Raw genomic sequence first — 26,733 nt, 5'->3', positions numbered from 1 at the left:
GGCTAGCGGCCGATCAGGGCGTTGATTTCGCCGTCGATCTCGCGCATGACGCCGGTGATGTGCTGTACCACCTCCAGACAGCTTGCCGGCGTCAGAGAATCAGGTCGCTTAGCCTCAAAAGGGGCGCACAATTGTTGTAGCGCAGTAATCCCCAGAATTTGTGCTGAACCGTGCAGACGGTGCAGCGCTCGCAGAAAGGTCTGCGGTTCATGCCGGACGATAGCCTGTCCGGCGGCCTGCAAATCTGTGGCCGACGCATCGCGGAACGTCTCCAGTATTTCAGTCATCAGCGCCTGGTCTCCCCCCGTATTTTCGGTCAGCACGCTGAGCTTCAGGTGCCGGGTGACGTTAGGTGATGCGCGGCCCTCCGCTAAACGGCTAAGCTCATGGCTCAGCGTCTGAACCGACACCGGCTTAAACAGACACATATTCATGCCGCTGGCCAGACACGCCTCCCGTGACTGCGGCAGCGCGCTGGCGGTCACGCCCCAAATGACCAGGCCCGGATAGCGACGGCGTAACGAGGCCGCCAACGCCAGACCATCTTTCCTGGGCATATTGAGGTCCGTGATCAGCAGATCGTAATGTTTGCTGGCGAGCTTATTCTCCGCCTCTTCACCGTCGCAGGCTTCATCGACGCTATAGCCGATGGTGCTGAGCTGGCGTTTAAGCAGCAGCCGGTTGGTGGGGTGGTCGTCCGCTATCAATATCGCCAGCCCGGGCAGGGCCTGCGGCCTGGTGGGCAATGCCTGCGGCGCATGAAGCGCGCAGTGACTCGCCTTGACCGGCAGGGTGATGGTGAAAGTTGTCCCCACCCCCGGGTGACTGACCATCTCCAGTCGACCCTGCATCAGCGCAACCAGCTCTTTGCAAATGACCAGCCCCAGTCCGGAGCCGGTCTGCTGGCGCCCCTGGCGCGCCTGAGCATAGCGGTGGAAGAGAGTAGCCTGCTCTGCTTCACTGATCCCGCAGCCGCTGTCGCTGACGATGAGCGTCAGCTCCCCCTGCGTCTCATCCGCTTGCACCAGCCGGCAACTGACCTGAATCGCACCCTCGGCGGTAAACTTCAGCGCATTGCCGATGAGATTATTGAGGATTTGCCGTAGCGCCTGCGGGTCGAGCCACAGCATGATCCCTTCCTGCAGCGCGTTATGGTGGTGCAGAACGATGCCCTTTTGCTGCGCCAGCGCGTCGAAGGTGTGGCATTGCTGCGACACTAACTGTGCGACATCGCTCCACTGCGGGGTGATCTGGTATTTTCCCGACTCAATCTTGTCGATATCAAGAATATTGCCGATAAGTCCCAGCAGGGTTTGCGCCGTCGACCCCGCCAGCTCGATCGCCTCTTTACGCTGGCCGACGTTCAGCTCCGGTTTCGCCAGCAGCTCCAGAAAGCCGACGATGGCGCTCACCGGCGTGCGCAGCTCGTGGCTCATGCTGGCCAGAAAGCGGCTCTTCGCCTTTGTCGCCTGAATCGCTTTGTCTTTTTCGCGCTCCAGCGCACAGGAGAGCGCCTCCTTCTGCGCCAGCTCGTCTTCCAGCCGCTGTTGGGAGTCTTTGCGTTTGCGCACTTCCCGGCACAGGGAGAGTCCCCAGCCGAGACTGATGGCGATCAGCACCAGCGCAAAGGCGATCAGCTGGTAAAACTGGCGGCTGTACTGGCTCCAGTTCTCTATTTGCTGGCTGGATATTTTCGACCACTTCTCGGTCATCTGCAGAATATCCCGTGGTGGAATCGCCTGCAGCGCTTTGCCAAGAATGGCGGCCAGCACCGGTTCATCGCGCGGGATGGCCAGCCGAATGGCGGCGACCGGGAGTCCGTCGATGCGGGTGTAGTGCAGGCCCTGCGGATAGTAGTGATCGATCATATAGCGGGCGGAGAGTTCCGAGGCCACGGCGGCATCCACCTCGCCTTCCTCCACCATCTTCATGGCGATACCAACATTATCTGTCTCTACCCAGTTGACCTGTGGAAAGCGCGCTTTCAGGTCGTGGGCGGCAATCGGCCCCACCGGCAGGGCGATCCGCGCCGATCGCGTCAGCAGATGCGGGTCGGGCGCGCTGCCGCGAGCGACCAGCACAAAGGCCACGTTAATGAGCGGATCGCTGAGGGTGACGTAGGCCTGCGGCTGCGAATTGAGGGCGGCGGCGGGCATGATCGCCCAGTCCTCTTTTTCCATGCGCTTTGCCAGATCGTGGCGATTGCGCACCAGGATGGGTTCAAACTGTAGTCCGGTCTGCAGTGAGAAAATATTCAGCATATCGGCCATGATGCCGCGCAGCTCATCTTCGTCATCCACCAGGGTAAACGGCGGAAAGTAGGGGTTGACCAGCAGGCGGACGCGACGATGCTTCTGCAGCCAGCGCTGCTCCTCGGCGCTAAAGGGGAGGGGGGTATTGAGAAACGACAGATCGCCGCGGTTGAGCCAGTTTTGCATGATCCGCATCGCGGTATCGCTGTCGATGGCATGAATGAAACGATCGAGGATCTGGTGTAACTCCGGCCGATCGTCGCGGGTGACGAAGCGGTTGTGTTGCTCCTGCTGACGAAAATAGTGCGCAATGACCAACGATTGCGAGAAATACTTCGAGATACAGTGGCCAGTGGTGATGTTGTTGCCAATGAAATACTGATTTTCACCGCTGACCACCGAGGCAAGCGCCTGATAGTCGCTATCGTAAAGGGTGATTTTGGCGTTGGGAAACGCCTGCTGAATAATATCGAAAAAGGCGCATTCGCGGGTACAGGCCAGCGTAACGCGGCGGTCAGTGGTCAGCGGCGGCAGGGGGGATTTCAGCGAGGTCACCAGCGCCGGCCAGGTTTTAAGCAGCGGCGCGGATTGATCCAGGCCCGGGGCGAGCGCATCCCGGTGCGCCACCTGAGTGAGCAGGGTATCCACCTGCCGGTCGGCCAGGGCGGTGAGCGCCTGCTGCTCGGTGTCATACTGGCGGATAATCACCTTCAGTCCGAGGCTGTGCGCCATCAGCGCCAGATAGTCGGCGTTGATGCCCTGATAACTTTTCTCGTCGCCGTCATAGACGATGGGCGTCCTCTCGGGAAGCCAGGTCCCGACGGTCAGCGTAGGCTGCGCCGCCAGCCATGCTTTCTCCTTACCGCTAAGCGGGATATCGATCGCCGCGATATGAGAATGGCTCTTCAGCTCCAGCTGTTTCATGGCATACGTGGCAGGAGAGAGACTCAGCGCCAACCCGACAACGACGGATAAAATAAGACGAACCGCCATGCCATCACCCTATTTTATTGCGTTGCGCAAAGTCATATAGCTCAAGCAGGGTGCTGCAGCCTAATTTATCCATCAGACGGACCTTATAGGTACTTACCGTTTTATTGCTGATATTCATTTTGCTGCCGATGGTGGTGTAGTCGACGCCGCTGAGAATATAGCGGAACACCTTCATCTCCTGCGTTGACAGCGTATCCAGCCGGTCCTGATCGGTGATGCCGTGGGTGCAGAAGCGTTCCAGTGAAAAGGGGAAATAGCTGTAGCCATTATTGGCTGCGTCGATTGCGGCGAGGATATTATTCATTCCCTCTTTTTTACTCACAAAACCATTTGCTCCGCAGTCGGCGCTGCGTTTGCCGTAGAACAGTTCATTCTTCGCGGAAATGACGATAATTTTTCCCCGGTAACGGCGTTTGCGCAGCTGCTCCAGAACGTCGATGCCGCTGAGCTCCGGAATATCGACATCGACAATCAGCAGGTCAGGCTGCATGCTTTCTGCGGTCTGCACCGCTTGGGCGCCGCTGTCGAGTTCTGCCGCGACGGTAATGCCGTTGGTGTCGAGAAGATTGCGAATGGCGATACGTGCCAATGGATGATCGTCAATGATTATCGCATTCATGGGGGCGTAAATCCTGATATGAAAAAAGAAGGGCGATGCCTGGTGCAGGTGCGGCGGAGGTTATTTTTATCGGTGCCGTAATAAGGCGCAATTGTAACACAAATCGTTTTCGGCCGGGAAAATATTGTGGATGAGTGCTTGTTGAATATATTTGCATATCTGGATGACAGCTGTAGGAACAGGCGTTCACTGACTTCAGCGCTGTCTGCTGTTAAAAAAAATGCAAACGATTAATCTGCTCTTTTTAAGGTGAGTAGCCCGGAATTCCCTCCGGCAACAGCTGGCAGGTAAATAATAACAATGGCAAAAGAAAAGCGCGCCCTCTGGCGAAAATGGGGTTGGAAACGTCTGATGGCAGGAATAATCATTCTGGCAATAAGTAGCGTCGCGGCGGGAAAGAATATCGCACCCGATGAGGTACGGACTCGCGATATGATGCGCTGTCAGGATTATCTGCAACTGGACCCGCGCACCTGGACGCCGATGGTGATCTGGTTGATGAACGATCCTTTTTCTCTGCAGCCGCCGGAGTGGACCGACTTTCATGAAGCTGAACTGGTGCTGACGCCGATCCTCACCGAAATCTGCCGCCAGGAGCCAGATGCCTGGCTGACTTCGCTGCGTGAACGGCTCAATTCTTATCAGCAGGTGCGGTCGCTGAATTAAGCGACCGCGGTAAAGCGGCAGTAAAAGTGACTAAGTGTGCAGTCAGCGGCCTTCTCCTGCGCAAAGGCTCAGCAGCGGCCCGCTTTTTTCGACAGGGCGTCGCAGGTTTTGCTCGCTGGCGTCGGGTTGCTGCCGGCACAGATGGCATCCGAGACGGTACTGCCGCCGCCCAGTGGGATCAGTCCGTAAAGTTTCGGCTCGGCGGCTTTTGTCACATAGCATCGATGGCTGGTTTTGCCGATGGTGGCCACAAAATTGGTTTTCACATCCTGCTGCTTCGCATCGGAAATTGTTACCTGTGAAGCATCGACATTAAAAGCAAAGGCGGCGGCCTCTTTCATTTCACTTTCCGTCGCCATTGGCGGTTTAGCTACGCAACCCATTAATAACAATGCCAGACAGGTACTGATTGATATATCCCGTATTTTCATCATTTCATCCTTTTTGTGAGTCAACGGGTTATATATAAGAGGGGCGAGAGAGGAGTATTGATTTCGATCAGCTGGCGCAGGCGATGGTTATTTTTCAGATATTGACCTGAATTTTAACGAGCCTGGTTGCTGCCGCTGCCGCTGCCGCTGCTGCCGTTTGCTCTCCTGCGTGCCGGCTACCTTCTTTTGCATTCATTTCCCGGCGGCAGAAAAATCTAGTTTTAGCCCAACGCCGACCTCGTTGATTTTGATAAAACGCGCCAGGCTAATCTTAGCCGCAAGATCGGTACAATGGCATGGATAAAGGGAATCTGGGGATAATGCTTTAAGATAATCCCCTGTCTGCGTGAGGCGATCTTCATCGGCATTTTGCAGATGGAATCCGCCAATGACCGACACAATGTGATTCTCTCCGGTAACCTGTTTGGCATATTCGATAATGTTAGCTATTCCCGCGTGAGAACAGCCTGTGACTACCACCAGTCCCTCTTCTGTCTTTATTGCCAACGCAGAATCATCCATAACGTAATCATCAGTGATTTCGCCGTTATCATCCACCGTTTGGCCTACCGGTGTCAGCATCTCGAATTTATTGTCCCTTGGTATTTGACCAAGAAAGATGATGTTTTCAGTGAGTGGATAAGGTTTTTTGCTGCAAATTTTATCGAAGAAGAGATCATTTTGATCGAATCTGTAGTTGATCCCTATAGATTTTGCATCAAAATACTTTGGGTTTAATGCATCTGGATGGCAAACTAAGTTTATCTTTCTCTCAGGCGTGAAATTTAGGCGATCATAATGTTGGGTTAAATGATTGAGGCCCCAGGTATGATCGTTATGCCCATGCGATAAAACGATACTATCGATAGTGGTTAAATCAATTTGCAACGTTTGCGCATTCTGCAAAAAAACATCCGAATATCCGGTATCGAAAAGGATTTTTTGTCCATCATGCTCAATCAGATAGGATACACCAGGCTCACCGACAAGATACCTGTCAATTAATGTATTATTATCAACCAGAACCGTTAATTGCATCAGCAAATCCTCGATGTTGCGCCAACAATATGAAAAGGAAACTCTTTCTATTATGGACCGGTGTTATGCCACATTCATTGCGGATAAGCAATTCACCAACATTTGGCTTGCACGTTAATGCTGGCTAGCCACCTGCAGGAAAAAGAATGGGCACAGCTAAAAAATTCGCAAAGCCCGCTTCTTGCTTGAGTTAGCCATTAATGCAGACGCGGCAACTATCGTGTCAATGGCAGCGGTGGCAGGGCAATCACTGTCTTTCATTCCTGACAACTTAACCTGTCTATGAGTATGCCGGTATTACGCCACGCCCTCGTGGTAGACCGAATGAACGCGACCGTCAGGTCGGGCCGTTCGACATCCACGATCCTGAGGGCTGCAGGGATGGAAATGCGCAATTGCCCGCATCGCTGAACTGACTTGAGAAACGTCGTATCCAGTAGCATTGCTAATGTTGATATATCTTATTTCTATTTGTTATCAATGAATTGTTGACAATATTTAGCTGAACTGATTCAGCTTTATCCCGGCAGGATAAAGTTTTATAAAAATTATGTAGTTAAAATTTAAAGGATTGTAATCAGCTCGCAAGGTAGAAAGATCGTCTGGATTTTATCCGCTATCTTGAAGGGGTTAATAAATCTGCGTTATAAATTGACCGCACTATTTAGAATGAAATGGAAATATCTGAATGCGTTATTCAGATAAATAGTGAAACAAATCTTATTATACTGGTAGCTTCAGGACAGGGTATGTTTATGAAGAATGGAATTATTCTATCAATCGCCGATCGTATCAAAGACGCGCTTCCCATACCAACAGACGAATTCAGGAAAAGGCTTGAAGAGGACTGTTATGTAATATGGAAACTACCGCAATTTTATATCCGGCAAATCACCCAGTCCTCCATCATTCCCGCCTGTACTGATTATATTGAAGCAAAAAATGCAGAGGTACATGGCGCTTATGGTTCTGCCCGCCATTAAAACCAATGGTGAAATCATTCTCAAAGTTCTGTTTGTCACCGTCGGTGCGATGATGGTGACGCTTTCAGTAAAATATTTTACAGGAGTATGAAATGGCAATGGTCAATGAAAATATCGTCATTCGTCTGGCGCAAGACGTAGACATCCCTGAGGTGAAACAACTGCTGGAGCGCTATCACGCTAAAAATCTTGCAGGCGAGCAGCGGGCGAATGGATTTGTCACCACCGATATGACGGAGCAGCAATTAAGCGAACTGAGTTCAGCCGAAAGTGGTGTAGTGATCGCTGTTGATCGTTCATGTAACAAGGTTATTGGCCTGTTGCTCGGCGGATCGTGGGAATTTCTCAGCCCCTGGCCCATGTTTAAATATATGGCAAGTATTCTCAACGAATATCGCTACCAGGGGAAAAAACTGGATGCGGCTAGCTCATATCAGTATGGCCCCATCTGCGTCGCAGAAGAGTATCGTGGTCAGGGCGTGGGCGAGTTGCTGCTTGAGTATCAGCGCAAGGTGTTCGCCCCGCGTTATCCCGTCATCGTTACTTTCGTCAATGTACTGAACCCGCGCTCGTATGCGTTTCATACCCGCAACCAGTTTGAAGACGTCGGTTTCTTTAACTTCAATGGCAATAAGTACCACATGATGGCATTACCGACCTCCTGAGCGTTGGGCTGAAATAGTGCGGTATACCCGGCGGGCGTCTTCGGCGCCTGTCGGCATAAGCGCAGGTCCAGGTTAAGCCGGTGGTTTGCCGATCGCTGTTCTCTTCAGGGAAGGCTGAAAAGGAAAAGGGCCTACGTTTGCACGTAAGCCCTTGATATCTGGTGGCCCCTGTTGGGTTTGAACCAACGACCAAGCGATTATGAGTCGCCTGCTCTAACCACTGAGCTAAGGGGCCGTGGCGAGGGATTATAAAGTAACTGACGGTTGCAATCCAGCGTAAAGCGCGCAGCTGCTGTTTTTATAAACAATGCATTTTCAATCCTTTATAATCATGTTTTAGCCATACAGCCGGAGAAAACATGATTAGCGATATCCTTGCGCCGGGCCTGCGCGTTGTCTTTTGCGGTATCAACCCGGGGAAGTCCTCCGCCCATACCGGCTTTCATTTTGCCCATCCTGGCAATCGCTTCTGGAAGGTCATCCATCAGGCCGGATTCACCGATCGACAGCTCAGGCCGGAAGAGGAGCTGCAGCTGCTGGATACGCGCTGCGGCATCACCATGCTGGTAGAGCGACCGACGGTGCAGGCCAGCGAGGTCGCCCTGCAGGAGCTGCGCAGCGGTGGCCGTGAGCTGGTGAGGAAGATTGAGGAGTATCAGCCGCAGGCGCTGGCGGTGCTCGGCAAGCAGGCCTTCGAGCTCGCCTTTAACCAGCGCGGCGCGAAGTGGGGGAAACAGGCTATGACCATCGGGACGACCCAGGTCTGGGTGCTGCCCAATCCCAGCGGCTTAAACCGGGCGACGCTCGATAAGCTGGTGGCGGCCTATCGTGAACTGGATGATGCCCTGGCGACCCGCGGCCAGTAGCGGAGAGAGGCGACTTTCCCCGGATGGCCACCTGAACGCCATAAAAAAAGCTCCCCGCAGGGAGCTTTTTAACAGGCTGTAGACGATGTCCCGCGACGATTAATCGTCGAGGAAGCTACGCAGCACTTCAGAACGGCTCGGGTGGCGCAGTTTACGCAGCGCCTTCGCTTCGATCTGACGGATACGTTCGCGGGTAACGTCGAACTGTTTACCCACTTCTTCCAGCGTGTGGTCGGTGTTCATGTCGATACCGAAACGCATACGCAGGACTTTCGCTTCACGAGCGGTAAGGCCGGCCAGCACGTCGTGCGTTGCCGCACGCAGGCTCTCGGTGGTCGCGGAATCCAGCGGCAGCTCGAGGGTGGTATCCTCGATGAAATCTCCCAGATGCGAATCTTCATCGTCGCCGATCGGCGTTTCCATGGAGATAGGCTCTTTGGCGATCTTCAGCACCTTACGGATTTTGTCTTCCGGCATCAGCATCCGCTCAGCCAGCTCTTCCGGGGTCGGTTCACGGCCCATCTCCTGCAGCATCTGACGGGAGATACGGTTGAGCTTGTTAATGGTCTCAATCATATGCACCGGAATACGGATGGTGCGCGCCTGATCCGCGATGGAGCGGGTGATCGCCTGACGGATCCACCAGGTAGCGTAGGTCGAGAACTTGTAGCCGCGACGGTATTCGAACTTATCAACCGCTTTCATCAGACCGATGTTGCCTTCCTGAATCAGATCGAGGAACTGCAGACCACGGTTGGTGTATTTCTTGGCGATAGAGATAACCAGACGCAAGTTCGCTTCCACCATCTCTTTCTTCGCACGGCGGGCTTTCGCTTCACCGATGGACATGCGACGGTTGATGTCTTTCACCTGTTCGATGGTCAGGCCGGTCTCTTCTTCGATCTGCTGCAGCTTCTGCAGGCCGCGCTGCACGTCTTCTTTCACTTCCAGCAGCTTCTCGGACCACGGCTTGTTCATTGCCACCGCAGCGTTGAACCAGGTTTCGCTGGTTTCGTTGCCGGTGAACAGCGTGATGAAGTTTTTCTTCGGCATTTTGCACTGCTCAACGCACAGCTTCATGATGATACGTTCCTGAGTACGAACGCGATCCATCATGCTGCGCATGCTGTTGACCAGGTAATCGAACTGCTTCGGCACCAGGCGGAACTGCTTGAAGACTTCAGACAGCTTCAGGATCTCTTCCTGCGCGGCGGCATGGCTACGACCTTTGGCTTTGATGGTGTCGCGCGTCAGCTCGTACTGGGTACGCAGCTCGGCGAACTTCTCACGGGCCAGCTCTGGGTCGATGCTGTTGTCGTCATCGCTGTTGTCGTCGGCGTCGTCATCTTCATCTTCGTCTTCGTCGTCATCCATCTCTTCCTGAGACAGCTCGGAGCCAACGTGCGTGGCGGTCGGCGCCATGTCTTCTTCGGCGTTCGGATCGACGAAACCGGTGATCAGATCGGACAGACGGGCTTCTTCCGCTTCGACGCGGTCGTACTGCTCAAGCAGGTAGGTGATCGCTTCCGGGTATTCGGCAACGGAGCACTGGACCTGGTTGATCCCATCTTCAATGCGTTTGGCGATGTCGATTTCGCCTTCACGGGTCAGCAGCTCTACGGTACCCATTTCACGCATGTACATGCGCACCGGGTCGGTCGTGCGTCCGATTTCGGATTCCACGCTGGAGAGCACCTGCGCGGCAGCTTCGGCAGCATCTTCATCCGCGGTGTTTTCGGCAAGCATCAGATCATCGGCATCCGGTGCTTCTTCCATCACCTGAATACCCATGTCGTTGATCATTTGGATGATGTCTTCGATCTGATCGGAATCGACGATATCTTCCGGCAGATGGTCATTGACCTCGGCATAGGTCAGATAGCCTTGCTCCTTACCACGTTGGACAAGAAGCTTCAGCTGTGACTGCGGGTTTTGCTCCATAAGACGGTATCCACACTTAATTCGTTTGATTGGTGTCGGCAGGCGGGCTGTCGACATTTAAAGCGAGGGCGTACTTATATTATTGCCGCTGCGCCTCTGCGCGGCTGTCGGGGGCTTCCCGATCGATACTCGGCACTTAAGCCGTTAAATACTTTTCCCTCACGTTGTTCTGCGTTTTCTTACTGCTTTGATACAACGTGAAGGATATTGTCTGTCATTTATTTTTTCGCCAGCTCCTGGCTGATGGTCCAGAGTTCCCGGCGTTCTTCACTGCTTAAACCGTGTGTGCGATCGCGAGCTATCAACTCTTCCTGTCGCAGTTCCAGCAGTGAATCAAACATATGGTTAAGCGAGTCGGTGAAGGTTTTTTCAGCGATATCTTTATCTGCTATATCGTCCCACATCGACAGTTTTTCAAGGGTTGCAGCCTCTTTTGTGCCGCGATATTGCTCTAAAAGTTGCCCGGTCGTCAGACCAGGCTGCGCCAGACAGCTTTTCACCAACTCGCTGAACAGGCTAAGGCCTGGCATTTTGCGCGAGTCCAGTCCCTCCAGCGGCGGGACTAACGGCGCCAGATCCGGGTTTTGCACCAGCAGTCCTATCAGTATACGCATGGTCGTGCGTTTTAGCTGTGGCGCGGGACGCGGCGCGCCATTTTCAGACTGTTTTGGCATTAAACGTTCAAGCTGTGCGTCATCTAAAATGCCCAGCTTGTTGCCCAGCTCCTGACGCAAGTAGATGCGCAGCGTTTCGCCCGGGACCTGGGTTATCAGCGGCAGCGCCAGCGTGCTCAGCTGCGCGCGCCCGTCCGGGGTACTCAGATCGACCTGCGGCAGCAGGCTGTTAAACAAGAACGTGGAGAGCGGCTGAGCCTGCTCCATCCGCGCCTCAAACGCCGCTTTGCCCTCTTTACGCACCAGCGTATCCGGGTCTTCGCCGTCAGGCAGAAACATAAAACGCAGCTGGCGGCCATCGGTCATGTACGGCAGCGCCGTCTCCAGCGCGCGCCAGGCGGCATCGCGGCCGGCCCGGTCGCCGTCGTAGCAGCAGATGACGTTATTGGTCACCCGAAACAGCAGCTGGATATGGTCGGCCGTGGTCGAGGTGCCCAGCGAGGCCACGGCATAGTTGATGTCGTATTGCGCCAGCGCCACGACGTCCATATACCCTTCGACAACCAGCAAACGCGGTGGTTCGGGATTGTCCTGCTGCGCTTCATACAGGCCATACAGCTGACGGCCTTTATGGAATATGTCGGTTTCCGGGGAGTTCAGATACTTCGGCAGGGCATCGCCCAGCACTCGTCCGCCAAACCCAATTACCCGGCCTCGCTTATCGCGGATGGGGAACATCACCCGTTCGCGGAAGCGGTCGTAACTGCGTCCCTGATCGTTGGTGACCAGCATGCCGGCATCAATAAGCGACTGGCGGTTTTCCTGATTGCCGCCAAAACGTTTTAAAACGTTATCCCAACCCGGGGGAGCATAGCCGATGGCAAAGCGCGTAATCACCTCGCTGCTTAACCCCCGTTTTGCCAGGTACTGGCGCGCAGGGTCGGCGGCGGGCTGCATCAGAGACTGTTGGTAAAACGCATTCAGCCCATCCAGTAACTGGTAGAGGTTCTGCCGTTGATGGCGCTCTATCTGGCTGGGTCCGTTGCCTGCTTCATAAGGCACTTCAAGGTTGTGCATGGCGGCCAGCTCTTCGACCGTTTCCACGAACTCGAGCTTGTCGTAGTTCATCAGGAAGTCGATAGCATTGCCGTGCGCCCCGCAGCCGAAGCAGTGGTAAAACTGTTTTTCACCGTTGACGGTGAAAGAGGGGGTTTTTTCGTTATGGAACGGACAGCACGCGTGAAAATTTTTGCCCTGCTTTTTCAGCTTTACCCGCGCATCGATCAGATCGACGATGTCGGTTCTGGCAAGCAGATCGCTAATAAATACACGTGGAATTCGTCCAGCCATAAGCCCCGTTATTTCTGATGACTATAAACGAAAATAAGCCGCGCATTCCTTTCGGAAGCACGGCCTTACAACTACAACTCGGTCTGAATTGAGAGCGTCGCTCTCAACAGATTAGTACAGACGAGTACGGCGTGCGTTTTCGCGAGCCAGTTTCTTCGCGTGACGTTTCACTGCAGAAGCTTTAGCGCGCTTACGTTCGGTAGTCGGTTTTTCATAGAACTCACGACGACGAACTTCCGCCAGAACACCTGCTTTTTCGCAGGAACGCTTGAAGCGACGCAGAGCTACGTCGAACGGCTCGTTTTCACGTACTTTAATTACCGGCATGTGCCTCTCACCTTTGATTAATTCGGTTTGCCGCTGGCCGCAATGCCAGCTTATTTCAAAATGGTGCGGAATTTTACTGCAACTACTGCTGCTTTGTAAAGCACCGGCGCCTTTTTTGAAAGGGACTTTTATAAGGGTGAGGAGTATACACGAAGAGAGCACCAGGGGTGAGCAAAGTTTTACATCGCCGGTCATTGGACCTACACTGCGCGGTATTGAAGCGAGGTAAAACAACTCATGCGTGTACTGGGCATTGAAACATCCTGCGATGAAACCGGCATCGCGATTTATGACGACCAGCAAGGTCTGTTAGCCAACCAACTGTATAGTCAGGTGAAACTGCATGCGGACTACGGCGGCGTGGTGCCGGAGCTGGCATCGCGCGACCACGTGCGCAAAACGGTGCCGCTGATCCAGGCGGCGCTGAAAGAAGCCGGTCTGACGGCGAAAGATATCGACGCCGTCGCCTATACGGCGGGTCCTGGCCTGGTCGGCGCGCTGCTGGTCGGGGCGACCGTTGGCCGGTCGCTGGCCTTCGCCTGGAACGTGCCGGCGATCCCGGTACACCATATGGAAGGGCACCTGCTGGCGCCGATGCTGGAAGATAACCCACCGGCGTTCCCGTTCGTCGCGCTGCTGGTTTCCGGCGGCCACACCCAGTTGATTAGCGTCACTGGTATTGGTCAGTATGAACTGCTGGGCGAGTCGATTGACGATGCGGCGGGCGAAGCCTTTGATAAGACGGCGAAACTGCTGGGACTGGATTATCCCGGCGGGCCGATGCTGTCGAAAATGGCCGCTCAGGGCACCGAAGGCCGCTTTGTCTTCCCGCGGCCGATGACCGACCGCCCGGGGCTCGATTTCAGCTTCTCAGGCCTGAAAACTTTCGCCGCCAACACCATTCGTAATAATGGCGACGATGAGCAAACCCGCGCCGACATCGCCCGGGCATTTGAGGATGCGGTCGTCGATACGCTGATGATTAAATGTCGCCGCGCGCTGGAGCAAACCGGCTTTAAGCGTCTGGTGATGGCGGGAGGCGTGAGCGCCAACCGTACCCTGCGGGCGAAGCTGGCGGAGATGATGCAAAAACGCGGCGGCGAGGTGTTCTACGCCCGCCCTGAGTTCTGTACTGACAACGGCGCGATGATCGCCTACGCCGGCATGGTGCGTCTGCAAACCGGCGCCAAAGCCGAGCTCGGCGTGACGGTTCGCCCGCGCTGGCCGCTGGCCGAGCTGCCTGCCGCCTAACGCATCCTGAAACAGGCCGACGTCACGTCGGCCTGCCTTGCTGACTACTCCATACTTTTACACAGCGAGCAGATGGCTCCCTGATGCTTGTGTGAGTGCATCACATCCGGGCGCTCGTACTCTTCCTCACAGCTAACGCATTGATACACGGTGGTGGAGGCGTTCCCCGCCGCGTCATAGCGCGGCTCGGCGATGCCGTCATCCACCTGCTTAATATAGTAGCGCCCGCGGGTAAGGAGTCCCATCAGCGGGGTCATGACAAAGGCGACGACCAGCGCAATCAGCGGCGAGAACGGCGCCAGCGTCGCGCCCAGCAGGCCGAAGAAGGCGCAGATCGACAGCCCGGCGGCCAGACCAAAGGAGACCACGCCCACCGGGTTAACGTTGTAGATCATGCCGCGACGATACTCCGGCTGCGCCGGGGCCAGCTTGAGCAAGCCTTTATTAAAGGTGATGTCGGTCGCCACCACCACGACCCAGGCGATGGCGAAGTTGGAGTAAAAGCCGAGGATCCACGACAAGGCGCTGAACATATCGCCTTCCATCAGGGCCAGGGCAATCGCCAGGTTGACCACCACAAAAATAATCCGTCCCGGATAGCGTTTGGTGGTGCGGGTCCAGGCGCTGGTCCACGCCAGCGAGCCGGAGTAGGCATTGGTGACGTTAATTTTGATCTGCGAGATCACCACCAGCACCACCGCCAGCGTCAGGGCCAGCCAGCCGGGCACCAGGTTATCGAAGACGCTGACGAACTGCTGCACCGGTTCGGTATTGTGCACCGCCGGGAAACGGGTCAACAGATAGAAGCCGAGGAAGGCGCCGATGATCTGTTTGATCGCGCCTAACACCACCCAGCCCGGGCCGGCGGAAAAGACCGCCAGCCACCAGCTTTTACGGTTCTCCGCGGTCTTAGGCGGCATAAAGCGCAGGTAATCAATTTGCTCGCCAATCTGCATGATCAGCGACAGGCATACCCCGGCGCCGAGCATGATGGCGGTGATATCCACCGTCGACGCGCTGTTTTTACCGGCGAAATGCAGGAAGCCGTCCACCAGCTGCGGATCTTTGACAATCAGCCACACCACCGGCACCACCATCAGCACCAGCCACAGCGGGGTGGTCCATACCTGCAGGCGCGTCAGGGCTTTCATGCCATAGACCACCAGCGGGAGCACCATCAGGGTGGCGATCAGATACCCCATCCACAGCGGGATCCCGAGGCCCACCAGCAGCCCCTGGGCCATGATCGAGCCTTCGAGGGCGAAGAAGATAAAGGTGAAGCCGGCAAAAATAATGCTGGTGATCACCGAGCCGAAATAGCCGAAGCCGGCGCTGCGGGTGATCAGGTCAAGGTCAATGTTGTAGCGCGCGGCGGTGATCGCCAGCGGAATGCCGGTGAGGAAGATCACCAGCGCCGCCACCAGGATCGAATAGATGGCGTTGCTGGTGCCCCAGGCCATACCGATGCTGGCGCCGATGGAAAAGTCGGCCAGGTAGGCGATGCCGCCCAGCGCCGTGACCGCGACGACGCCCGGTCCCCAGCGGCGGAAGCTCAGCGGGGCATAACGTAAGGTGTAATCTTCTAAGGTTTCCCGGGAGCCGGAAGTCCGCGTTGTCGCAGGTAATTCAGGGTTGAGATCCAGTGATGACATAGTCATTCCTTAATGGTTAGGCATGACTTGAATTAGCAAACCTTATGCCATATTGCAGGGCAGGCGTGGCGGGGAGGATGGTGCAGGGTGATAGAAGAGAGAGCAGGGGCTGCACCATCCGGACGCGCCTGCGCCCGGCTGGTGCAACAGGCCTATTTGCCGAGCATGCCTTTGTCTTCAAGGAAGGCGATAATGGTGCTCAGGCCGTCGCCCTGCTTCAGGTTGGTGAAGGTCCATGGGCGATCGCCGCGCATACGCTGGGTATCGCTTGCCATCACCTCCAGCGACGCGCCCACATAGGGGGCAAGGTCGGTTTTATTGATCACCAGGAAATCGGATTTGGTGATCCCCGGTCCGCCTTTGCGCGGGATCTTCTCCCCTTCGGCCACGTCGATGACGTAGATGGTCAGATCCGCCAGCTCCGGGCTGAAGGTGGCGCTCAGGTTGTCGCCGCCGCTTTCCACGAAGATAAGGTCGAGGTTACCGAACTTTTCACTCAGCGCTTCCACGGCGGCGAGGTTCATTGAGGCATCTTCGCGGATCGCCGTATGCGGGCAGCCGCCGGTTTCCACACCGACGATGCGTTCAGGCGCCAGCGCGCCCGCTTCGGTGAGGATGCGCTGATCTTCTTTGGTATAGATGTCGTTAGTGACCACCGCCAGCTGCCAGGTATCACGCATCGCTTTGCACAGCGCTTCCAGCAGAGCGGTTTTACCGGAGCCGACCGGGCCGCCGACGCCGACGCGCAGCGGGTGTTTATAAGAGTTCATGGCTTCTCCTAGGAACGGAATAATCGGGAGTATTGGGTTTCATGCCGGGCCGAGGCGATAGCGGCGAGCGGGGTGGCCGATCCGATATCGCCGTCCGGCGCGGCCAGCGCGCGGGGCATCTCGGCCGCGTAGTGGTCGCAAAGACGTAAAATCAGCTGCTGGGCGGCCTGCTGACCGAAGGGCACCAGCTTGACGCCGGCCATCACGGCGCTCTCAATCCAGCTGTAGCCCAGGCTGAGGGCCATCTCGGGCAGCGCGATGCGCCAGCGCACGCCGAGCCAGGCCATCCCGGCGAGCTGGCTTTGCTGGCACAGCGTGCGCCACGCCGGCGGACAGTCCGGCTGCCAGTCGCTCAGCAGACGGGCAAACGCCGCGCCGCGGTTGCGCTCTTCCTCCCGCAGTTCACGAGTTTCCCGGCAGGCCAGCAGATAGGCGGTCCAGCGCTGGGCCGCAGCGATATCGCCTTGTTCGCAGGCGCGGTACAGGCGGGCGAACAGCGGCAGGTCAACGGTAAAAAAGCCTTCCGTCATCTGGCGTCGCTGCCAGCGCTCGAAGGCCGCGACGTCCGGCACCCAGCCGGCTTCCACAGCCCACTCCAGCCCCTGGGACCAGCTGTAACCGCCTATCGGCAGGTTGCTGCTGGCCAGCTGCATCAGCCGCAGGCGTTGTTCCGCTGTCGACATGCTAGTGGCTGTGAGCGTGGTGGGCATGATGAGCATGATGATGACCGTGGCTTTCGCTGGCGTAAGCGCCGGCTTCCGGCTCGAACGGCAGCTGGCCAAAGGTCACCGTCAGGCCGAACTGGCGCAGCATATCGTCCAGCACGTGATCGTGATGGTAGCGCAGCTCGCCCGGCATGATCTGCAGCGGCACGTGACGGTTGCCGAGGTGGTAGCAGGCCTTCGCCAGCATAAACGGATCGTCGCAGCGCACTACCGACACCCCTTCATCAGCGGCAATCACCTGCACAAACTCGGTGCCTTCTTCGTTGCTGAGCACATCGCCGCCGCGCAGCAGCAGGCCGCGGGGCAGCAGCAGACCGGCTTCCCGGCCATCGTTGAGGGTGACCTTAACCCGGCTTTTGACGCGAACGTCAATCGGCAGCGTAACGCTGGCGGTCGCGGCGGCGGGGGTCTCCAGACGTTGAGTTAAATAAAGCATCCGCTCTCCTTAAAACAGAAAATATCGTTGCGCCATCGGCAGAACGTCTGCCGGCTCGCTGGTGATGAGTTCGCCATCCACCCGCACCTCATAAGTCTGCGCGTCGACGGTGATGTTAGGCTGCAGGCTGTTGTGCACCATGTCGGCTTTTTGCACCGTACGGCAGCCTTTTACCACGGCGATCGCGCTGCGCAGGTTCAGCCGTTCGGCAACGCCGTTGTCCGCCGCCGCCTGCGACAGGAAGGTGAGGCGGCAGTGATGGCGGGCGCTGCCCAGGGCGCCAAACATCGGACGGTAGTGCACCGGCTGCGGGGTCGGAATCGAGGCATTGATATCGCCCATCGGCGCGATGGCGATCATGCCGCCTTTGATCACGGTGGCCGGTTTCACACCAAAGAAGGCTGGTGACCAAACCACGAGGTCCGCCAGCTTACCCACCTCAATGGATCCGACTTCGTGCGCGATGCCGTGGGTCAGCGCCGGGTTGATAGTGTATTTGGCGATGTAGCGCTTCACACGGAAGTTGTCGTTATCCCCGGTCTCTTCCGCCAGCGCTCCGCGCTGTACCTTCATGCGATGCGCCACCTGCCAGGTGCGGAGAACCACTTCCCCGACGCGACCCATGGCCTGCGAATCGGAGGAGGTGAGCGAGAAAGCGCCGAGGTCGTGCAGCACGTCTTCCGCGGCGATGGTTTCCCGGCGAATGCGCGATTCGGCAAAGGCCACGTCCTCAGCAATGTCCGGGTCCAGATGGTGGCAGACCATCAGCATATCGAGATGTTCATCGATGGTGTTGAGGGTGTAGGGCAGCGTTGGGTTGGTGGACGACGGCAAAATGTTCGGATGGGCGCAGGCGGTGATGATGTCCGGCGCATGGCCGCCGCCGGCCCCTTCGGTATGGAAGGTGTGAATAGTGCGCCCGCCGATGGCGGCGAGGGTATCTTCCACAAAACCGGACTCATTGAGGGTGTCGCTGTGCAGGGCGACCTGAATGTCCATTTCATCGGCGACGGTTAACGCACAGTCGATCGCCGCCGGGGTGGCGCCCCAGTCCTCATGAATTTTCAGGCCAATGACGCCCGCCGCTACCTGCTCGCGCAGGGCATCCGGCTGAGAAACGTTGCCCTTGCCCAGCAGGCCGATATTGACCGGCAGGCTGTCGGCCGCTTGCAGCATGCGTGAGATATACCAGGGGCCCGGGGTGCAGGTGGTGGCATGGGTGCCCGCGGCCGGGCCGGTGCCGCCGCCGACCATGGTGGTCACGCCGGAGACCAGCGCCTCTTCCGCCTGCTGCGGACAGATCCAGTGAATATGGGTATCGATCCCGCCGGCGGTGACGATCTTGCCTTCGGCGGCAATCACTTCCGTCGCGGCGCCGATGGGGATGGTGACGTTGGGCTGGATATCGGGATTGCCGGCTTTGCCGATGGCGAAGATCCGCCCGTCCTTCACGCCGATATCGGCCTTGACGATCCCCCAGTGATCAACGATCAGCGCGTTGGTGAGCACCAGGTCGACACAGTCGGCGGCCAGCATCTGTCCCTGACCCATCCCGTCGCGGATCACTTTGCCGCCGCCGAATTTGACCTCTTCTCCGTAGGTGGTCAAATCATCTTCCACCTCGATCCACAGCTCGGTATCCGCCAGGCGCACCTTGTCACCGACGGTGGGGCCGAACATATCGGCATAGGCCTGGCGTGAAATATTACTCATCGTTTGCCTCCAGAGGGCCCATGACCTCGCCGCGGAAGCCGAAGACAGCGCGGTGACCGGCGAAGGCCACCAGCTCGACCTCGCGTTTCTGGCCGGGTTCAAAACGTACCGCCGTGCCGGCCGGGATATTCAGGCGATAGCCAGTGACCTGCTGACGGTCGAACTTCAGCGCCGGGTTGACCTCGGCGAAATGGTAGTGCGAACCGACCTGAATCGGTCGATCGCCGTGGTTCTCAACGACCACGCGGCAGGTCGCCCGGCCGGTATTCAGGGCTATCTGACCGGGCTTAACGTGATATTCACCGGGGATCATGGCGCTACCTCAGATTATCGGGTTGTGAACGGTGACCAGCTTCGAACCGTCCGGAAAGGTGGCTTCGACCTGGATATCCGGGATCATTTCCGGGACGCCCTCCATCACCTGCTCGCGGGTCAGGACGTGACGGCCTTCCTCCATCAGTGAGGCCACGCTTTTGCCGTCGCGGGCGCCTTCCATAATAAAGGCGCTGATGAGGGCCACGGACTCCGGATAGTTGAGCTTCAGGCCGCGGGCCAGGCGGCGTTCCGCCACCAGCGCGGCGGTAAACAGCAACAGCTTGTCTTTTTCTCGGGGGGTCAGTTCCATAACGTTCTCTTAAGTCAGCCAGATTCGGGGAAGTACGGGGGATTTGCCGGTGAGATGAGGGCGCAGAAACTGCCAGACGTCGCGCATCACCTGTTGGCAAATCAGATTATCGTCACTGAGGAAACGCACCGTCAGCAGGCGGTCGGTCAGGCTGGCGCCAGCGTAGAGACCGAGCGGCGCCAGCGCGTCGCGCACCCCGTCGAGCAGGGCATCGGTAGCCGGATAGCACAGCAAAGTGCCGACCCAGGGACGTTCGGCGACGCTGGACAGCTCTCCCTCCTGCAGGTGCAGGCGCTCAACCAGCAGCGGTATCTCATCCACCCACACTTCCAGCCGGTTGCTGAGGGTGCCGTAGCTGAAGGTTTCACCAATCACCGGGCGGCCAAGGCAGAGCAGATCCCATGCCAGCAGCGTGCTGGAGGCGCAAAGATGAAAGGTGGTGGACAGCCGGGCATTGGCCCCGGGAAAGAAGATGGCATCCTGCGGGAGCCACTCCAGGGTCGCCTGCGGGGCGAGGGTCAACTGCTGGCGCAATAGCGCTTGCGCACCACTGCTGCGGTAAAACTTGCTGGCGCCAGGCATGGTTATCAGCGTATGGCAGCCGGGGTCAAGGTGGGCGCTAATTGTCAGCTCATCACCGCCGACGATGCCACCGGGCGGGTGAAGCAGATAGAGGTGACAGGTCTCTTCTTCCGGGTAAAACGGGCGCTGGACGGTCAGCGGGCCGACGTGTTGGGCGCTGGCGAGAACGGTCTTGCCTCCGGCCTGCTGAAAGCGGAGATCCAGCGTAGCCTGCCAGCCTTTTTTGAGTGGTGGTAACACGGTGCCGTGCAATGTTGCGCCCCTGCAAAATCAAGATAAAACAACAGCAATGAGTATTGATCGGCGGGAGATTTTCCCGGTCATATGAAACGCTTATGTCATTCGTTACCCGGCGCGTCGCGACGGGCGCGAGGGGAAAGCGGTATAACCGCTCCGGATTATTCACCCGGATAATCTTTGCCGTCAATATCCTTATCCGCTGACTGGCCGCGGCGGATAAGGCGGGAGGGCGGGCCCGTCCCCGATGCCAGCAGGCGGCGGAACTTTTTTTTAGTTGCCGATAACGCGTTGTTATAAAAGGGGGATGCGGCGATTACCGCGTATCATGACGACGTGGGGCAAAAGTGCGGGTGAGATGGGCAAACAGGCCCGGGGATCCTCCCGGCAGACGGGGCCGGGAGGGGAGATTATTTCTGCTCTGGCGCTTTTTTCTTCTTCATCCGGGTCCAGATTTTGCTCTCCTGGCGGCGCCACAGACGCTGAATATTGTCATGATGGCGCAGGAGGATCAGGCAGGAGAGCATCGACACCGGAAAAGTGTACTGCGGTTTAAACCACCAGACGTAGAAAGGCGCGATAAGCGCGCTGACGATAGCGCCAAGGGATGAGTAGCCGCTGAGCAGGATGGTCAGCAGCCAGGTCCCGGCCATCACCCCGGTCAGATCGAGACCGATGGGGGCGATAGCGCCGAAGGCCGTGGCGACGCCTTTACCGCCGCGGAAATGAAAGAAGACTGGCCAGATATGGCCCACGCAGGCGGCAATCGCCACTAACCCCAGCCAGAATGGCGTAAGGCCCAGCGCCCAGGCGCCCCACACCGGGAGCATGCCCTTCAGCACATCAAAAATAAGTACCGCTACGGCCGCCCCTTTTCCGCCAATTCGTAGTACGTTAGTGGCCCCGGGGTTGCCTGAGCCGCTGTCGCGTGGGTCGGGCAGGCCAGCAAGGCGACATACCAGAATGGCGCTGGAAATGGAGCCGCAGAGGTAGGCGAGGAGTACCAGTCCAGGCGCGATTGCACTCATAACGCTGTTCCGTTTTGAAAATGTCGTTGTATTCTCTGCATCTGTGGATAATACGCATAATTCGCCGGAAGTGGTATCCGGTTTAGCTAAAAAGCAGGCAGGGCGTGATGGATATTGTATTTATAGAGCAACTTTCGGTAATCACCACCATTGGTGTTTATGACTGGGAACAAACCATTGAGCAGAAGCTGGTGTTCGATATCGAAATTGCATGGGATAACCGCAAGGCGGCCGCCAGCGATGATGTCAGCGACTGCCTCAGCTATGCTGATATCAGCGAGCGAGTGATCGCGCATGTGGAGGGGGGAAAATTCGCGTTAGTGGAGCGGGTGGCGGAAGAAGTGGCCGACCTGCTGCTGGAAACATTCCAGTCGCCATGGGTGCGTATTAAAGTCAGCAAACCTGGCGCCGTGGCCCGCGCGGCAAATGTCGGTGTGATTATTGAACGTGGCCTTAATCTGAAACAAAACTTTTCAGGTCATACTTGTTAAACAAATTGCGTTTATACCGGTCATAGCATCCGGTCATCAGGCAATTTTACTGGCGATGTCCTTCCAGAACGGTGGACGAATCCGCGTGTACTTCCTGTACGCTGCGGATTACGCGCGCTCTGGCTGTCGGGTTGCGCCTGTTGATCGATAATGTGTTCCTGGTTTTTTTCATTTTACTTTTTAAAGGGTTTAATTGAATGAGCGATATACACTCGCTGCTGGTGGCGGCAATATTGGGTGTGGTTGAGGGGTTGACAGAGTTTTTACCTGTTTCCAGTACCGGTCATATGATTATTGTTGGTCACCTGCTGGGGTTTGAAGGTGATACGGCAAATACCTTTGAAGTGGTTATTCAGCTAGGCTCGATACTCGCCGTAGTGGTGATGTTCTGGCGTCGTTTGTTCGGTCTGATCGGCATCCATTTCGGCAGGCCGCCGGAGCATGAAGGCAAAGGCAGCGGTCGCTTGTCGCTTATCCATATCCTCCTCGGCATGATCCCCGCGGTGGTGCTGGGGCTGATTTTCCACGACACCATTAAATCCTTATTTAACCCGGTAAACGTGATGTACGCCCTGATTGTCGGCGGCGTATTGCTGATTGCGGCAGAAGTACTCAAGCCGAAACAGCCGCGCGCGGTCGGGATTGACGATATGACCTATCGTCAGGCGTTTGTCATCGGCTGCTTTCAGTGTCTGGCGCTGTGGCCGGGGTTCTCGCGCTCGGGGGCGACTATCTCCGGCGGCATGCTGATGGGCGTCAGCCGCTACGCGGCGTCGGAGTTCTCTTTCCTGCTGGCGGTACCGATGATGATGGGCGCCACCGTGCTGGACGTCTACAAGAGCATCGGCTTCCTGAACATGGGCGATGTGCCGATGTTTGCCGTCGGCTTCGTGATGGCGTTTATCGTGGCGCTGATTGCGATTAAAACCTTCCTGCAGCTGATCAAGCGGATCTCGTTTATCCCGTTCGCTATCTACCGCTTTATCGTGGCGGCAGCCGTTTACGTGGTCTTCTTCTAAGACCAGTGCCCTCAGCCTTGCGGCTGGGGGCAACGCTGTTCCTTCCACTGCGCCACCGCAGCAATTCTCCGCCGCGTCAGCTCTTCGCGAATTTCCGCCCCTTTAAAGCCCGCCGCCACTACCTCTTTGGTGGAGACAGACTGCGCCACTTCCCAGGCCTCAAGCAGCAGGCGCCCCTGCGGGTAATCGCTGGCCTCGAAACCGGTGCGTCCGCGGACGTCGGCTTCGCTGGTGAGGGCGATCTGCTGCACGCGCTGCGGTTTACGCCAGGCGTCAATGCTGTCGAAGAGTTTGACGAGGGTTTTCGGCTGCAGGATCGGCAGGGTGTGGATCAAGTCATGGTACTCCGCCACCAGTTTCGCGAGATCGCGGATATCGTTTGGCACCCGCAGACGCGCGCAGATCTGTTCTACCAGCTTGACGCCCGCCGGGCCATGGCCGTGGTGACGCGGCCAGAGCGCTTTCGGCGTCAGTCCTTTACCGAGGTCATGACACAGGGTGGCGAAACGCACGTCGACATCCGGCGACAGCATCGCGGCCATCGTGACGGTCATCAGGGTGTGCAGGCCGGTGTCGATTTCCGGGTGCCACTTCGCCGGGGCCGGCACGCCGTACAGCGCGTCAATTTCCGGAAACAGCACCTTAAGAGCCTGGCAGTCGCGCAGCGTCTGGAAAAAGACCTGCGGATTGCGGGTGGTTAACGCGCTTTCCGTCTCTTTCCACACCCGCTCCGGCGTTAAATGCGCCAGCTCACCGGCCTCAACCATCGCATGCATCAGGGCCTGGGTTTCTTCGGCAATGCGAAAGCCCAGATGCGCATAGCGGGCAGCAAAGCGCGCCACACGCAGCACGCGCAGCGGATCTTCGCTAAAGGCGGGAGAGACATGGCGCAGCAGGCGCAGGCGGAGATCGTTTTGCCCGCCGTAGGGGTCGATGATCGTGCCATCGGCATCCTGGGCGAGGGCGTTGACCGTCAGGTCGCGGCGCAGCAGATCGGCTTCGAGGGTCACGTCCGGGGCGGCATAGCAGGTAAAACCGGTATAGCCCGCGCCGGATTTGCGCTCGGTACGGGCCAGGGCATACTCCTCCCGGCTTTGCGGATGGAGGAACACGGGAAAGTCGCGGCCTACCTGTTGGTAGCCCGCGTCAAGCATCTGTTGCGGGGTGGCGCCCACCACCACCCAGTCTCGGTCTTTGACCGGCAGCCCTAATAGCGCATCGCGCACCGCACCGCCGACCAGATAGCTCTTCACGCCCGATTCTCCCGTATCTGTTTTTCGCAAGATGATACGTAAGTCTGGCAGAGAAGACGAATTAGTTCATCCACCGGTCTTTACGTTTGCGGCTTGGCACCAGATGCGGCAGCACCAGACCCAGCAGCAGACCGACGCCGAGCACGCCGCCGCCGTACATGAACCACTGCATGATAATGGTGCGCTGTTTTTCATCAAGCTGCAGATTCGCCGCATTCACCTTCTTCTGCGCGACCACCAGCTCGTTTTTCAACTTCTGGTTCTCGTCCTTCAGCGCGTTAATCGCGCTGTCGCTGCCGGCGACTTTCTTCTGCATATCCGCCGTGCGCTGGTTCCAGGTGGCGTCGATGTTGTTCAGCTTATCGGTCAGCGTTTTGACCTGGTTTTCCAGATCCGGGACGCGGGTGCGCAGGCTGGGCTCATTGCTCAGCTCTTTCAACGGGATCCAGGCGGTACGGCCATTGCTGTCGCGGACCTGCGCGTAACTGGTGCTGTCGTTCGTTTGCAGCACCGACACTTCTTCCCCGGCGTTGATGGTGCCGACCAGACGATAATTATCGCCCGGGCCGCTGCGAACCCAGGTGTTCAGCTCATCGGAAACGTAGCGCTTTTCTTCTGCGTGAACCGCCGTAGCGGCGCTAAGCGCGAGCAAAGTAAAAGTAATCAGGCGTAATTTTGGCATCAGGTCATCGTTTGGTCATAAAAAGTGGAACGATAGTAGAGGCATCGCCAGAGCGACGCAAAGTTTTCCACCACAATCGGAATCATCCAGGAGGTGGCCCGGCAAAAAGCGCGTTGCATGGCGATTCGCCGCAAAATACTATCTACTGACAAAAAATATCGTCGTAAGTTCGCCGCAATTTGTCGGCGCAGCACAGAAGCGGAAGAATTCAGTCATGGCTCAAGAAATCGAACTCAAGTTTATCGTCGCTCAGAATGGGGTAGAGACGCTGCGCGAGCAGCTCAATGCGCTCGAGGCGAAACATACGCCTGCGGGCCAGTTACTGAACATTTATTACGAAACCGCCGATAACTGGCTGCGTCGTCACGATATGGGGCTGCGCATCCGCGGCGACCAGGGGCGTTATGAAATGACGCTGAAAATTGCCGGTCGGGTGGTAGGGGGGCTGCACCAGCGTCCGGAATACAATATCCCACTGGATAAACCGGAGCTGGCGCTTGAGCGCCTGCCGGCGGAGGTCTGGCCGCAAGGCGAGCTCCCGGCCGCGCTGGCGGAGCATGTCCAGCCGCTGTTCAGCACTGATTTTGCCCGTGAACGTTGGGTGATACAGGAAGGGAATAGTGAGATTGAGATCGCCCTCGATCGCGGCGAAGTGAAGGCTGGCGAACATCAGGAGCCGATCTGCGAACTGGAGCTGGAGCTGTTTGCCGGGGAGACTGCCGATCTGCTGCGCCTTGCGCACCGTCTGCTGGAGAGCGGCGTCCTGCGTCAGGGGAGCCTGAGCAAAGCCGCGCGCGGGTATCATCTGGCGCAAGGCAATGGCGAGCGTCCCGTCACCTCGCTGACGGTGCTGACGGTGGCGGCGAAGGCCAGCGTGGAGCAGGGGCTGGAGGCGGCGCTGGAGAGCGCCCTGGCGCACTGGCTGTATCACGACGAAGTATGGCTGCGCGGCAATGCGAAAGCCAAAGCGGAAATCCTGCTGGCGTTAGCCCGCGTGCGCCATACCCTCGTGCTGTTCGGCGGCATCGTGCCGCGTAAGGCGACCACCCAGCTCCGCGCGTTGCTGAACGACGCCGAAGCCGTTCTGCTGGCCGCGGACACCGCCGACGAGGCGTTATTCCGCACTGAGGTCGTCGGCGCCAAACTGGCCCTGACCGAATGGCTGGTCCAGCGCGGCTGGCGTCCGTTCCTCAACGAGGCAGGAGAGAAAAAAATAGCCGGATCGTTCAAACGGTTTGCCGATATTAACCTCTCGCGGGTGGCGGCCGAGCTGCGCGGCGCCGTGCAGCATCTGGCGGTTGAAGATGCCGCCGACCAGTTGCCGAAGCTGTCCCGTGACATCGACAGCGTCCAACTGCTGGCGGGCGCCTATGGCGACGCCGTCGCGCCGTGGCTGGAGAACTGGCAGGAGCTTCACCGTGCAATAGCACATGACGATCGCAGCGTCTTTGAATATTTCCGTCGCCAGGCGCTGGCTGCCGAGCCGTTCTGGCTGCATAGTGGAAGACGATAATTTCAGGCCAG

General features: G+C 57.4%; 27 protein-coding genes, 1 tRNA gene and 1 pseudogene. 9 read left to right on the top strand and 20 right to left on the bottom strand.

Going from position 1 to position 26,733, the window contains the following annotated elements; translation table 11 throughout:
* Window positions 1-2: 2 nt before the first annotated feature.
* Together HMPREF3142_RS12050 and evgA are read right to left on the bottom strand one after the other, a co-directional pair.
* Window positions 3-3,245, bottom strand: coding sequence for an ATP-binding protein (locus HMPREF3142_RS12050; RefSeq protein ID WP_070612094.1), 3,243 nt, complete (start codon window positions 3,243-3,245; stop codon window positions 3-5).
* A 4-nt stretch (window positions 3,246-3,249) separates the two neighbouring features.
* On the bottom strand, window positions 3,250-3,864 hold the full coding sequence (gene evgA / locus HMPREF3142_RS12045) for an acid-sensing system DNA-binding response regulator EvgA (RefSeq protein WP_070612093.1): 615 nt from the start codon (window positions 3,862-3,864) through the stop codon (window positions 3,250-3,252).
* Window positions 3,865-4,164: 300 nt separating this feature from the next.
* Here evgA and HMPREF3142_RS12040 point away from each other — a divergent pair, with 300 nt between their 5' ends.
* Window positions 4,165-4,530 (top strand): HdeA/HdeB family chaperone, encoded by a 366-nt coding sequence (locus HMPREF3142_RS12040; RefSeq protein WP_162494467.1) that lies wholly within the window; start codon window positions 4,165-4,167, stop codon window positions 4,528-4,530.
* Between the two features lie 68 nt (window positions 4,531-4,598).
* On the opposite strand, the gene HMPREF3142_RS12035 is transcribed toward HMPREF3142_RS12040, so the two are convergent.
* Both HMPREF3142_RS12035 and HMPREF3142_RS12030 read right to left on the bottom strand, forming a co-directional pair.
* Window positions 4,599-4,871 (bottom strand): hypothetical protein, encoded by a 273-nt coding sequence (locus HMPREF3142_RS12035; RefSeq protein ID WP_032691249.1) that lies wholly within the window; start codon window positions 4,869-4,871, stop codon window positions 4,599-4,601.
* A gap of 282 nt (window positions 4,872-5,153) precedes the next feature.
* On the bottom strand, window positions 5,154-5,999 hold the full coding sequence (locus HMPREF3142_RS12030) for an MBL fold metallo-hydrolase (protein WP_008806543.1): 846 nt from the start codon (window positions 5,997-5,999) through the stop codon (window positions 5,154-5,156).
* Window positions 6,000-6,748: 749 nt separating this feature from the next.
* Here HMPREF3142_RS12030 and HMPREF3142_RS27830 point away from each other — a divergent pair.
* Both HMPREF3142_RS27830 and HMPREF3142_RS12025 read left to right on the top strand, forming a co-directional pair.
* Window positions 6,749-6,982 (top strand): hypothetical protein, encoded by a 234-nt coding sequence (locus HMPREF3142_RS27830; protein WP_008806542.1) that lies wholly within the window; start codon window positions 6,749-6,751, stop codon window positions 6,980-6,982.
* A 92-nt stretch (window positions 6,983-7,074) separates the two neighbouring features.
* Window positions 7,075-7,647 carry a GNAT family N-acetyltransferase gene (locus HMPREF3142_RS12025; protein ID WP_032733831.1) on the top strand — a complete coding sequence of 191 codons (573 nt, stop codon included), beginning with the start codon at window positions 7,075-7,077 and terminating at the stop codon, window positions 7,645-7,647.
* A gap of 159 nt (window positions 7,648-7,806) precedes the next feature.
* Here HMPREF3142_RS12025 and HMPREF3142_RS12020 read toward each other — a convergent pair.
* Window positions 7,807-7,882 (bottom strand) — tRNA-Ile (locus tag HMPREF3142_RS12020).
* Window positions 7,883-8,006: 124 nt separating this feature from the next.
* On the opposite strand from HMPREF3142_RS12020, the gene mug reads away from it, so the two are divergent.
* Window positions 8,007-8,513 carry a G/U mismatch-specific DNA glycosylase gene (mug, locus tag HMPREF3142_RS12015; RefSeq protein WP_002917636.1) on the top strand — a complete coding sequence of 169 codons (507 nt, stop codon included), beginning with the start codon at window positions 8,007-8,009 and terminating at the stop codon, window positions 8,511-8,513.
* A 99-nt stretch (window positions 8,514-8,612) separates the two neighbouring features.
* Here the strand turns inward: mug and rpoD are convergent, their stop codons facing one another.
* The 3 genes from rpoD to rpsU all read right to left on the bottom strand — a co-directional run bounded on the left by rpoD (window position 8,613) and on the right by rpsU (window position 12,745).
* On the bottom strand, window positions 8,613-10,454 hold the full coding sequence (rpoD, locus tag HMPREF3142_RS12010; RefSeq protein ID WP_008806539.1) for an RNA polymerase sigma factor RpoD: 1,842 nt from the start codon (window positions 10,452-10,454) through the stop codon (window positions 8,613-8,615).
* Window positions 10,455-10,672: 218 nt separating this feature from the next.
* Window positions 10,673-12,418 carry a DNA primase gene (dnaG, locus tag HMPREF3142_RS12005; RefSeq protein ID WP_008806538.1) on the bottom strand — a complete coding sequence of 582 codons (1,746 nt, stop codon included), beginning with the start codon at window positions 12,416-12,418 and terminating at the stop codon, window positions 10,673-10,675.
* A gap of 111 nt (window positions 12,419-12,529) precedes the next feature.
* Entirely contained in the window at window positions 12,530-12,745 is a 216-nt protein-coding gene (gene rpsU / locus HMPREF3142_RS12000; protein WP_001144069.1) for a 30S ribosomal protein S21, read from the bottom strand.
* Window positions 12,746-12,982: 237 nt separating this feature from the next.
* On the opposite strand from rpsU, the gene tsaD reads away from it, so the two are divergent.
* Window positions 12,983-13,996 carry a tRNA (adenosine(37)-N6)-threonylcarbamoyltransferase complex transferase subunit TsaD gene (tsaD, locus tag HMPREF3142_RS11995; RefSeq protein WP_008806537.1) on the top strand — a complete coding sequence of 338 codons (1,014 nt, stop codon included), beginning with the start codon at window positions 12,983-12,985 and terminating at the stop codon, window positions 13,994-13,996.
* Between the two features lie 44 nt (window positions 13,997-14,040).
* On the opposite strand, the gene HMPREF3142_RS11990 is transcribed toward tsaD, so the two are convergent.
* The 8 genes from HMPREF3142_RS11990 to HMPREF3142_RS11955 all read right to left on the bottom strand — a co-directional run bounded on the left by HMPREF3142_RS11990 (window position 14,041) and on the right by HMPREF3142_RS11955 (window position 20,751).
* Window positions 14,041-15,648 carry a purine-cytosine permease family protein gene (locus HMPREF3142_RS11990; protein WP_004181356.1) on the bottom strand — a complete coding sequence of 536 codons (1,608 nt, stop codon included), beginning with the start codon at window positions 15,646-15,648 and terminating at the stop codon, window positions 14,041-14,043.
* A 152-nt stretch (window positions 15,649-15,800) separates the two neighbouring features.
* On the bottom strand, window positions 15,801-16,418 hold the full coding sequence (gene ureG / locus HMPREF3142_RS11985) for an urease accessory protein UreG (protein ID WP_002916877.1): 618 nt from the start codon (window positions 16,416-16,418) through the stop codon (window positions 15,801-15,803).
* Between the two features lie 8 nt (window positions 16,419-16,426).
* Window positions 16,427-17,101, bottom strand: a complete 675-nt coding sequence (locus HMPREF3142_RS11980; RefSeq protein ID WP_008806535.1) for an urease accessory protein UreF — start codon at window positions 17,099-17,101, stop codon at window positions 16,427-16,429.
* A 1-nt stretch (window position 17,102) separates the two neighbouring features.
* Window positions 17,103-17,579, bottom strand: a complete 477-nt coding sequence (gene ureE / locus HMPREF3142_RS11975) for an urease accessory protein UreE (protein ID WP_008806534.1) — start codon at window positions 17,577-17,579, stop codon at window positions 17,103-17,105.
* 9 nt (window positions 17,580-17,588) lie between these two features.
* Window positions 17,589-19,292 (bottom strand): urease subunit alpha, encoded by a 1,704-nt coding sequence (gene ureC / locus HMPREF3142_RS11970; RefSeq protein WP_008806533.1) that lies wholly within the window; start codon window positions 19,290-19,292, stop codon window positions 17,589-17,591.
* Window positions 19,285-19,605 carry an urease subunit beta gene (locus HMPREF3142_RS11965; RefSeq protein ID WP_008806532.1) on the bottom strand — a complete coding sequence of 107 codons (321 nt, stop codon included), beginning with the start codon at window positions 19,603-19,605 and terminating at the stop codon, window positions 19,285-19,287. The genes ureC and HMPREF3142_RS11965 overlap by 8 nt, the downstream gene beginning before the upstream one ends.
* Before the next feature lie 9 nt (window positions 19,606-19,614).
* The gene (locus HMPREF3142_RS11960; RefSeq protein ID WP_002916871.1) at window positions 19,615-19,917 is read right to left on the bottom strand and encodes an urease subunit gamma; all 303 of its coding nucleotides are present in this window, start codon (window positions 19,915-19,917) and stop codon (window positions 19,615-19,617) included.
* A 9-nt stretch (window positions 19,918-19,926) separates the two neighbouring features.
* A complete protein-coding gene (locus tag HMPREF3142_RS11955) occupies window positions 19,927-20,751 on the bottom strand; it encodes an urease accessory protein UreD (RefSeq protein WP_060619859.1) in 825 nt (274 codons plus the stop codon).
* On the opposite strand from HMPREF3142_RS11955, the pseudogene HMPREF3142_RS29860 reads away from it, so the two are divergent.
* Window positions 20,741-20,824: pseudogene (locus tag HMPREF3142_RS29860) on the top strand (short-chain dehydrogenase); the annotation flags it as partial. The gene HMPREF3142_RS11955 and the pseudogene HMPREF3142_RS29860 overlap by 11 nt on opposite strands.
* Before the next feature lie 73 nt (window positions 20,825-20,897).
* On the opposite strand, the gene HMPREF3142_RS30120 reads toward HMPREF3142_RS29860, so the two are convergent.
* Window positions 20,898-20,993, bottom strand: a complete 96-nt coding sequence (locus HMPREF3142_RS30120; protein WP_046881937.1) for a hypothetical protein — start codon at window positions 20,991-20,993, stop codon at window positions 20,898-20,900.
* Window positions 20,994-21,146: 153 nt separating this feature from the next.
* A complete protein-coding gene (plsY, locus tag HMPREF3142_RS11950; RefSeq protein WP_008806530.1) occupies window positions 21,147-21,764 on the bottom strand; it encodes a glycerol-3-phosphate 1-O-acyltransferase PlsY in 618 nt (205 codons plus the stop codon).
* Window positions 21,765-21,871: 107 nt separating this feature from the next.
* Between plsY and folB the strand changes: the two genes are divergently transcribed.
* Together folB and bacA are read left to right on the top strand one after the other, a co-directional pair.
* Complete coding sequence (folB, locus tag HMPREF3142_RS11945) at window positions 21,872-22,255, top strand: bifunctional dihydroneopterin aldolase/7,8-dihydroneopterin epimerase (protein WP_004150923.1); 384 nt, start codon at window positions 21,872-21,874, stop codon at window positions 22,253-22,255.
* 197 nt (window positions 22,256-22,452) lie between these two features.
* A complete protein-coding gene (bacA, locus tag HMPREF3142_RS11940) occupies window positions 22,453-23,274 on the top strand; it encodes an undecaprenyl-diphosphate phosphatase (RefSeq protein WP_008806529.1) in 822 nt (273 codons plus the stop codon).
* Between the two features lie 11 nt (window positions 23,275-23,285).
* On the opposite strand, the gene HMPREF3142_RS11935 is transcribed toward bacA, so the two are convergent.
* Entirely contained in the window at window positions 23,286-24,527 is a 1,242-nt protein-coding gene (locus HMPREF3142_RS11935; protein WP_008806528.1) for a multifunctional CCA addition/repair protein, read from the bottom strand.
* Window positions 24,528-24,588: 61 nt separating this feature from the next.
* On the bottom strand, window positions 24,589-25,209 hold the full coding sequence (locus tag HMPREF3142_RS11930; protein ID WP_070612092.1) for a TIGR04211 family SH3 domain-containing protein: 621 nt from the start codon (window positions 25,207-25,209) through the stop codon (window positions 24,589-24,591).
* Between the two features lie 214 nt (window positions 25,210-25,423).
* Between HMPREF3142_RS11930 and HMPREF3142_RS11925 the strand changes: the two genes are divergently transcribed.
* Complete coding sequence (locus HMPREF3142_RS11925; RefSeq protein WP_032733824.1) at window positions 25,424-26,722, top strand: CYTH domain-containing protein; 1,299 nt, start codon at window positions 25,424-25,426, stop codon at window positions 26,720-26,722.
* Window positions 26,723-26,733: the final 11 nt, after the last annotated feature.

Source organism: Klebsiella sp. HMSC16C06 (assembly GCF_001808325.1).
Taxonomy (GTDB): Bacteria; Pseudomonadota; Gammaproteobacteria; order Enterobacterales; family Enterobacteriaceae; genus Klebsiella; species Klebsiella variicola.
The sequence above is the reverse complement of the archived record's forward strand: the minus strand, read 5'-3'. Positions and strand labels throughout refer to the sequence as shown.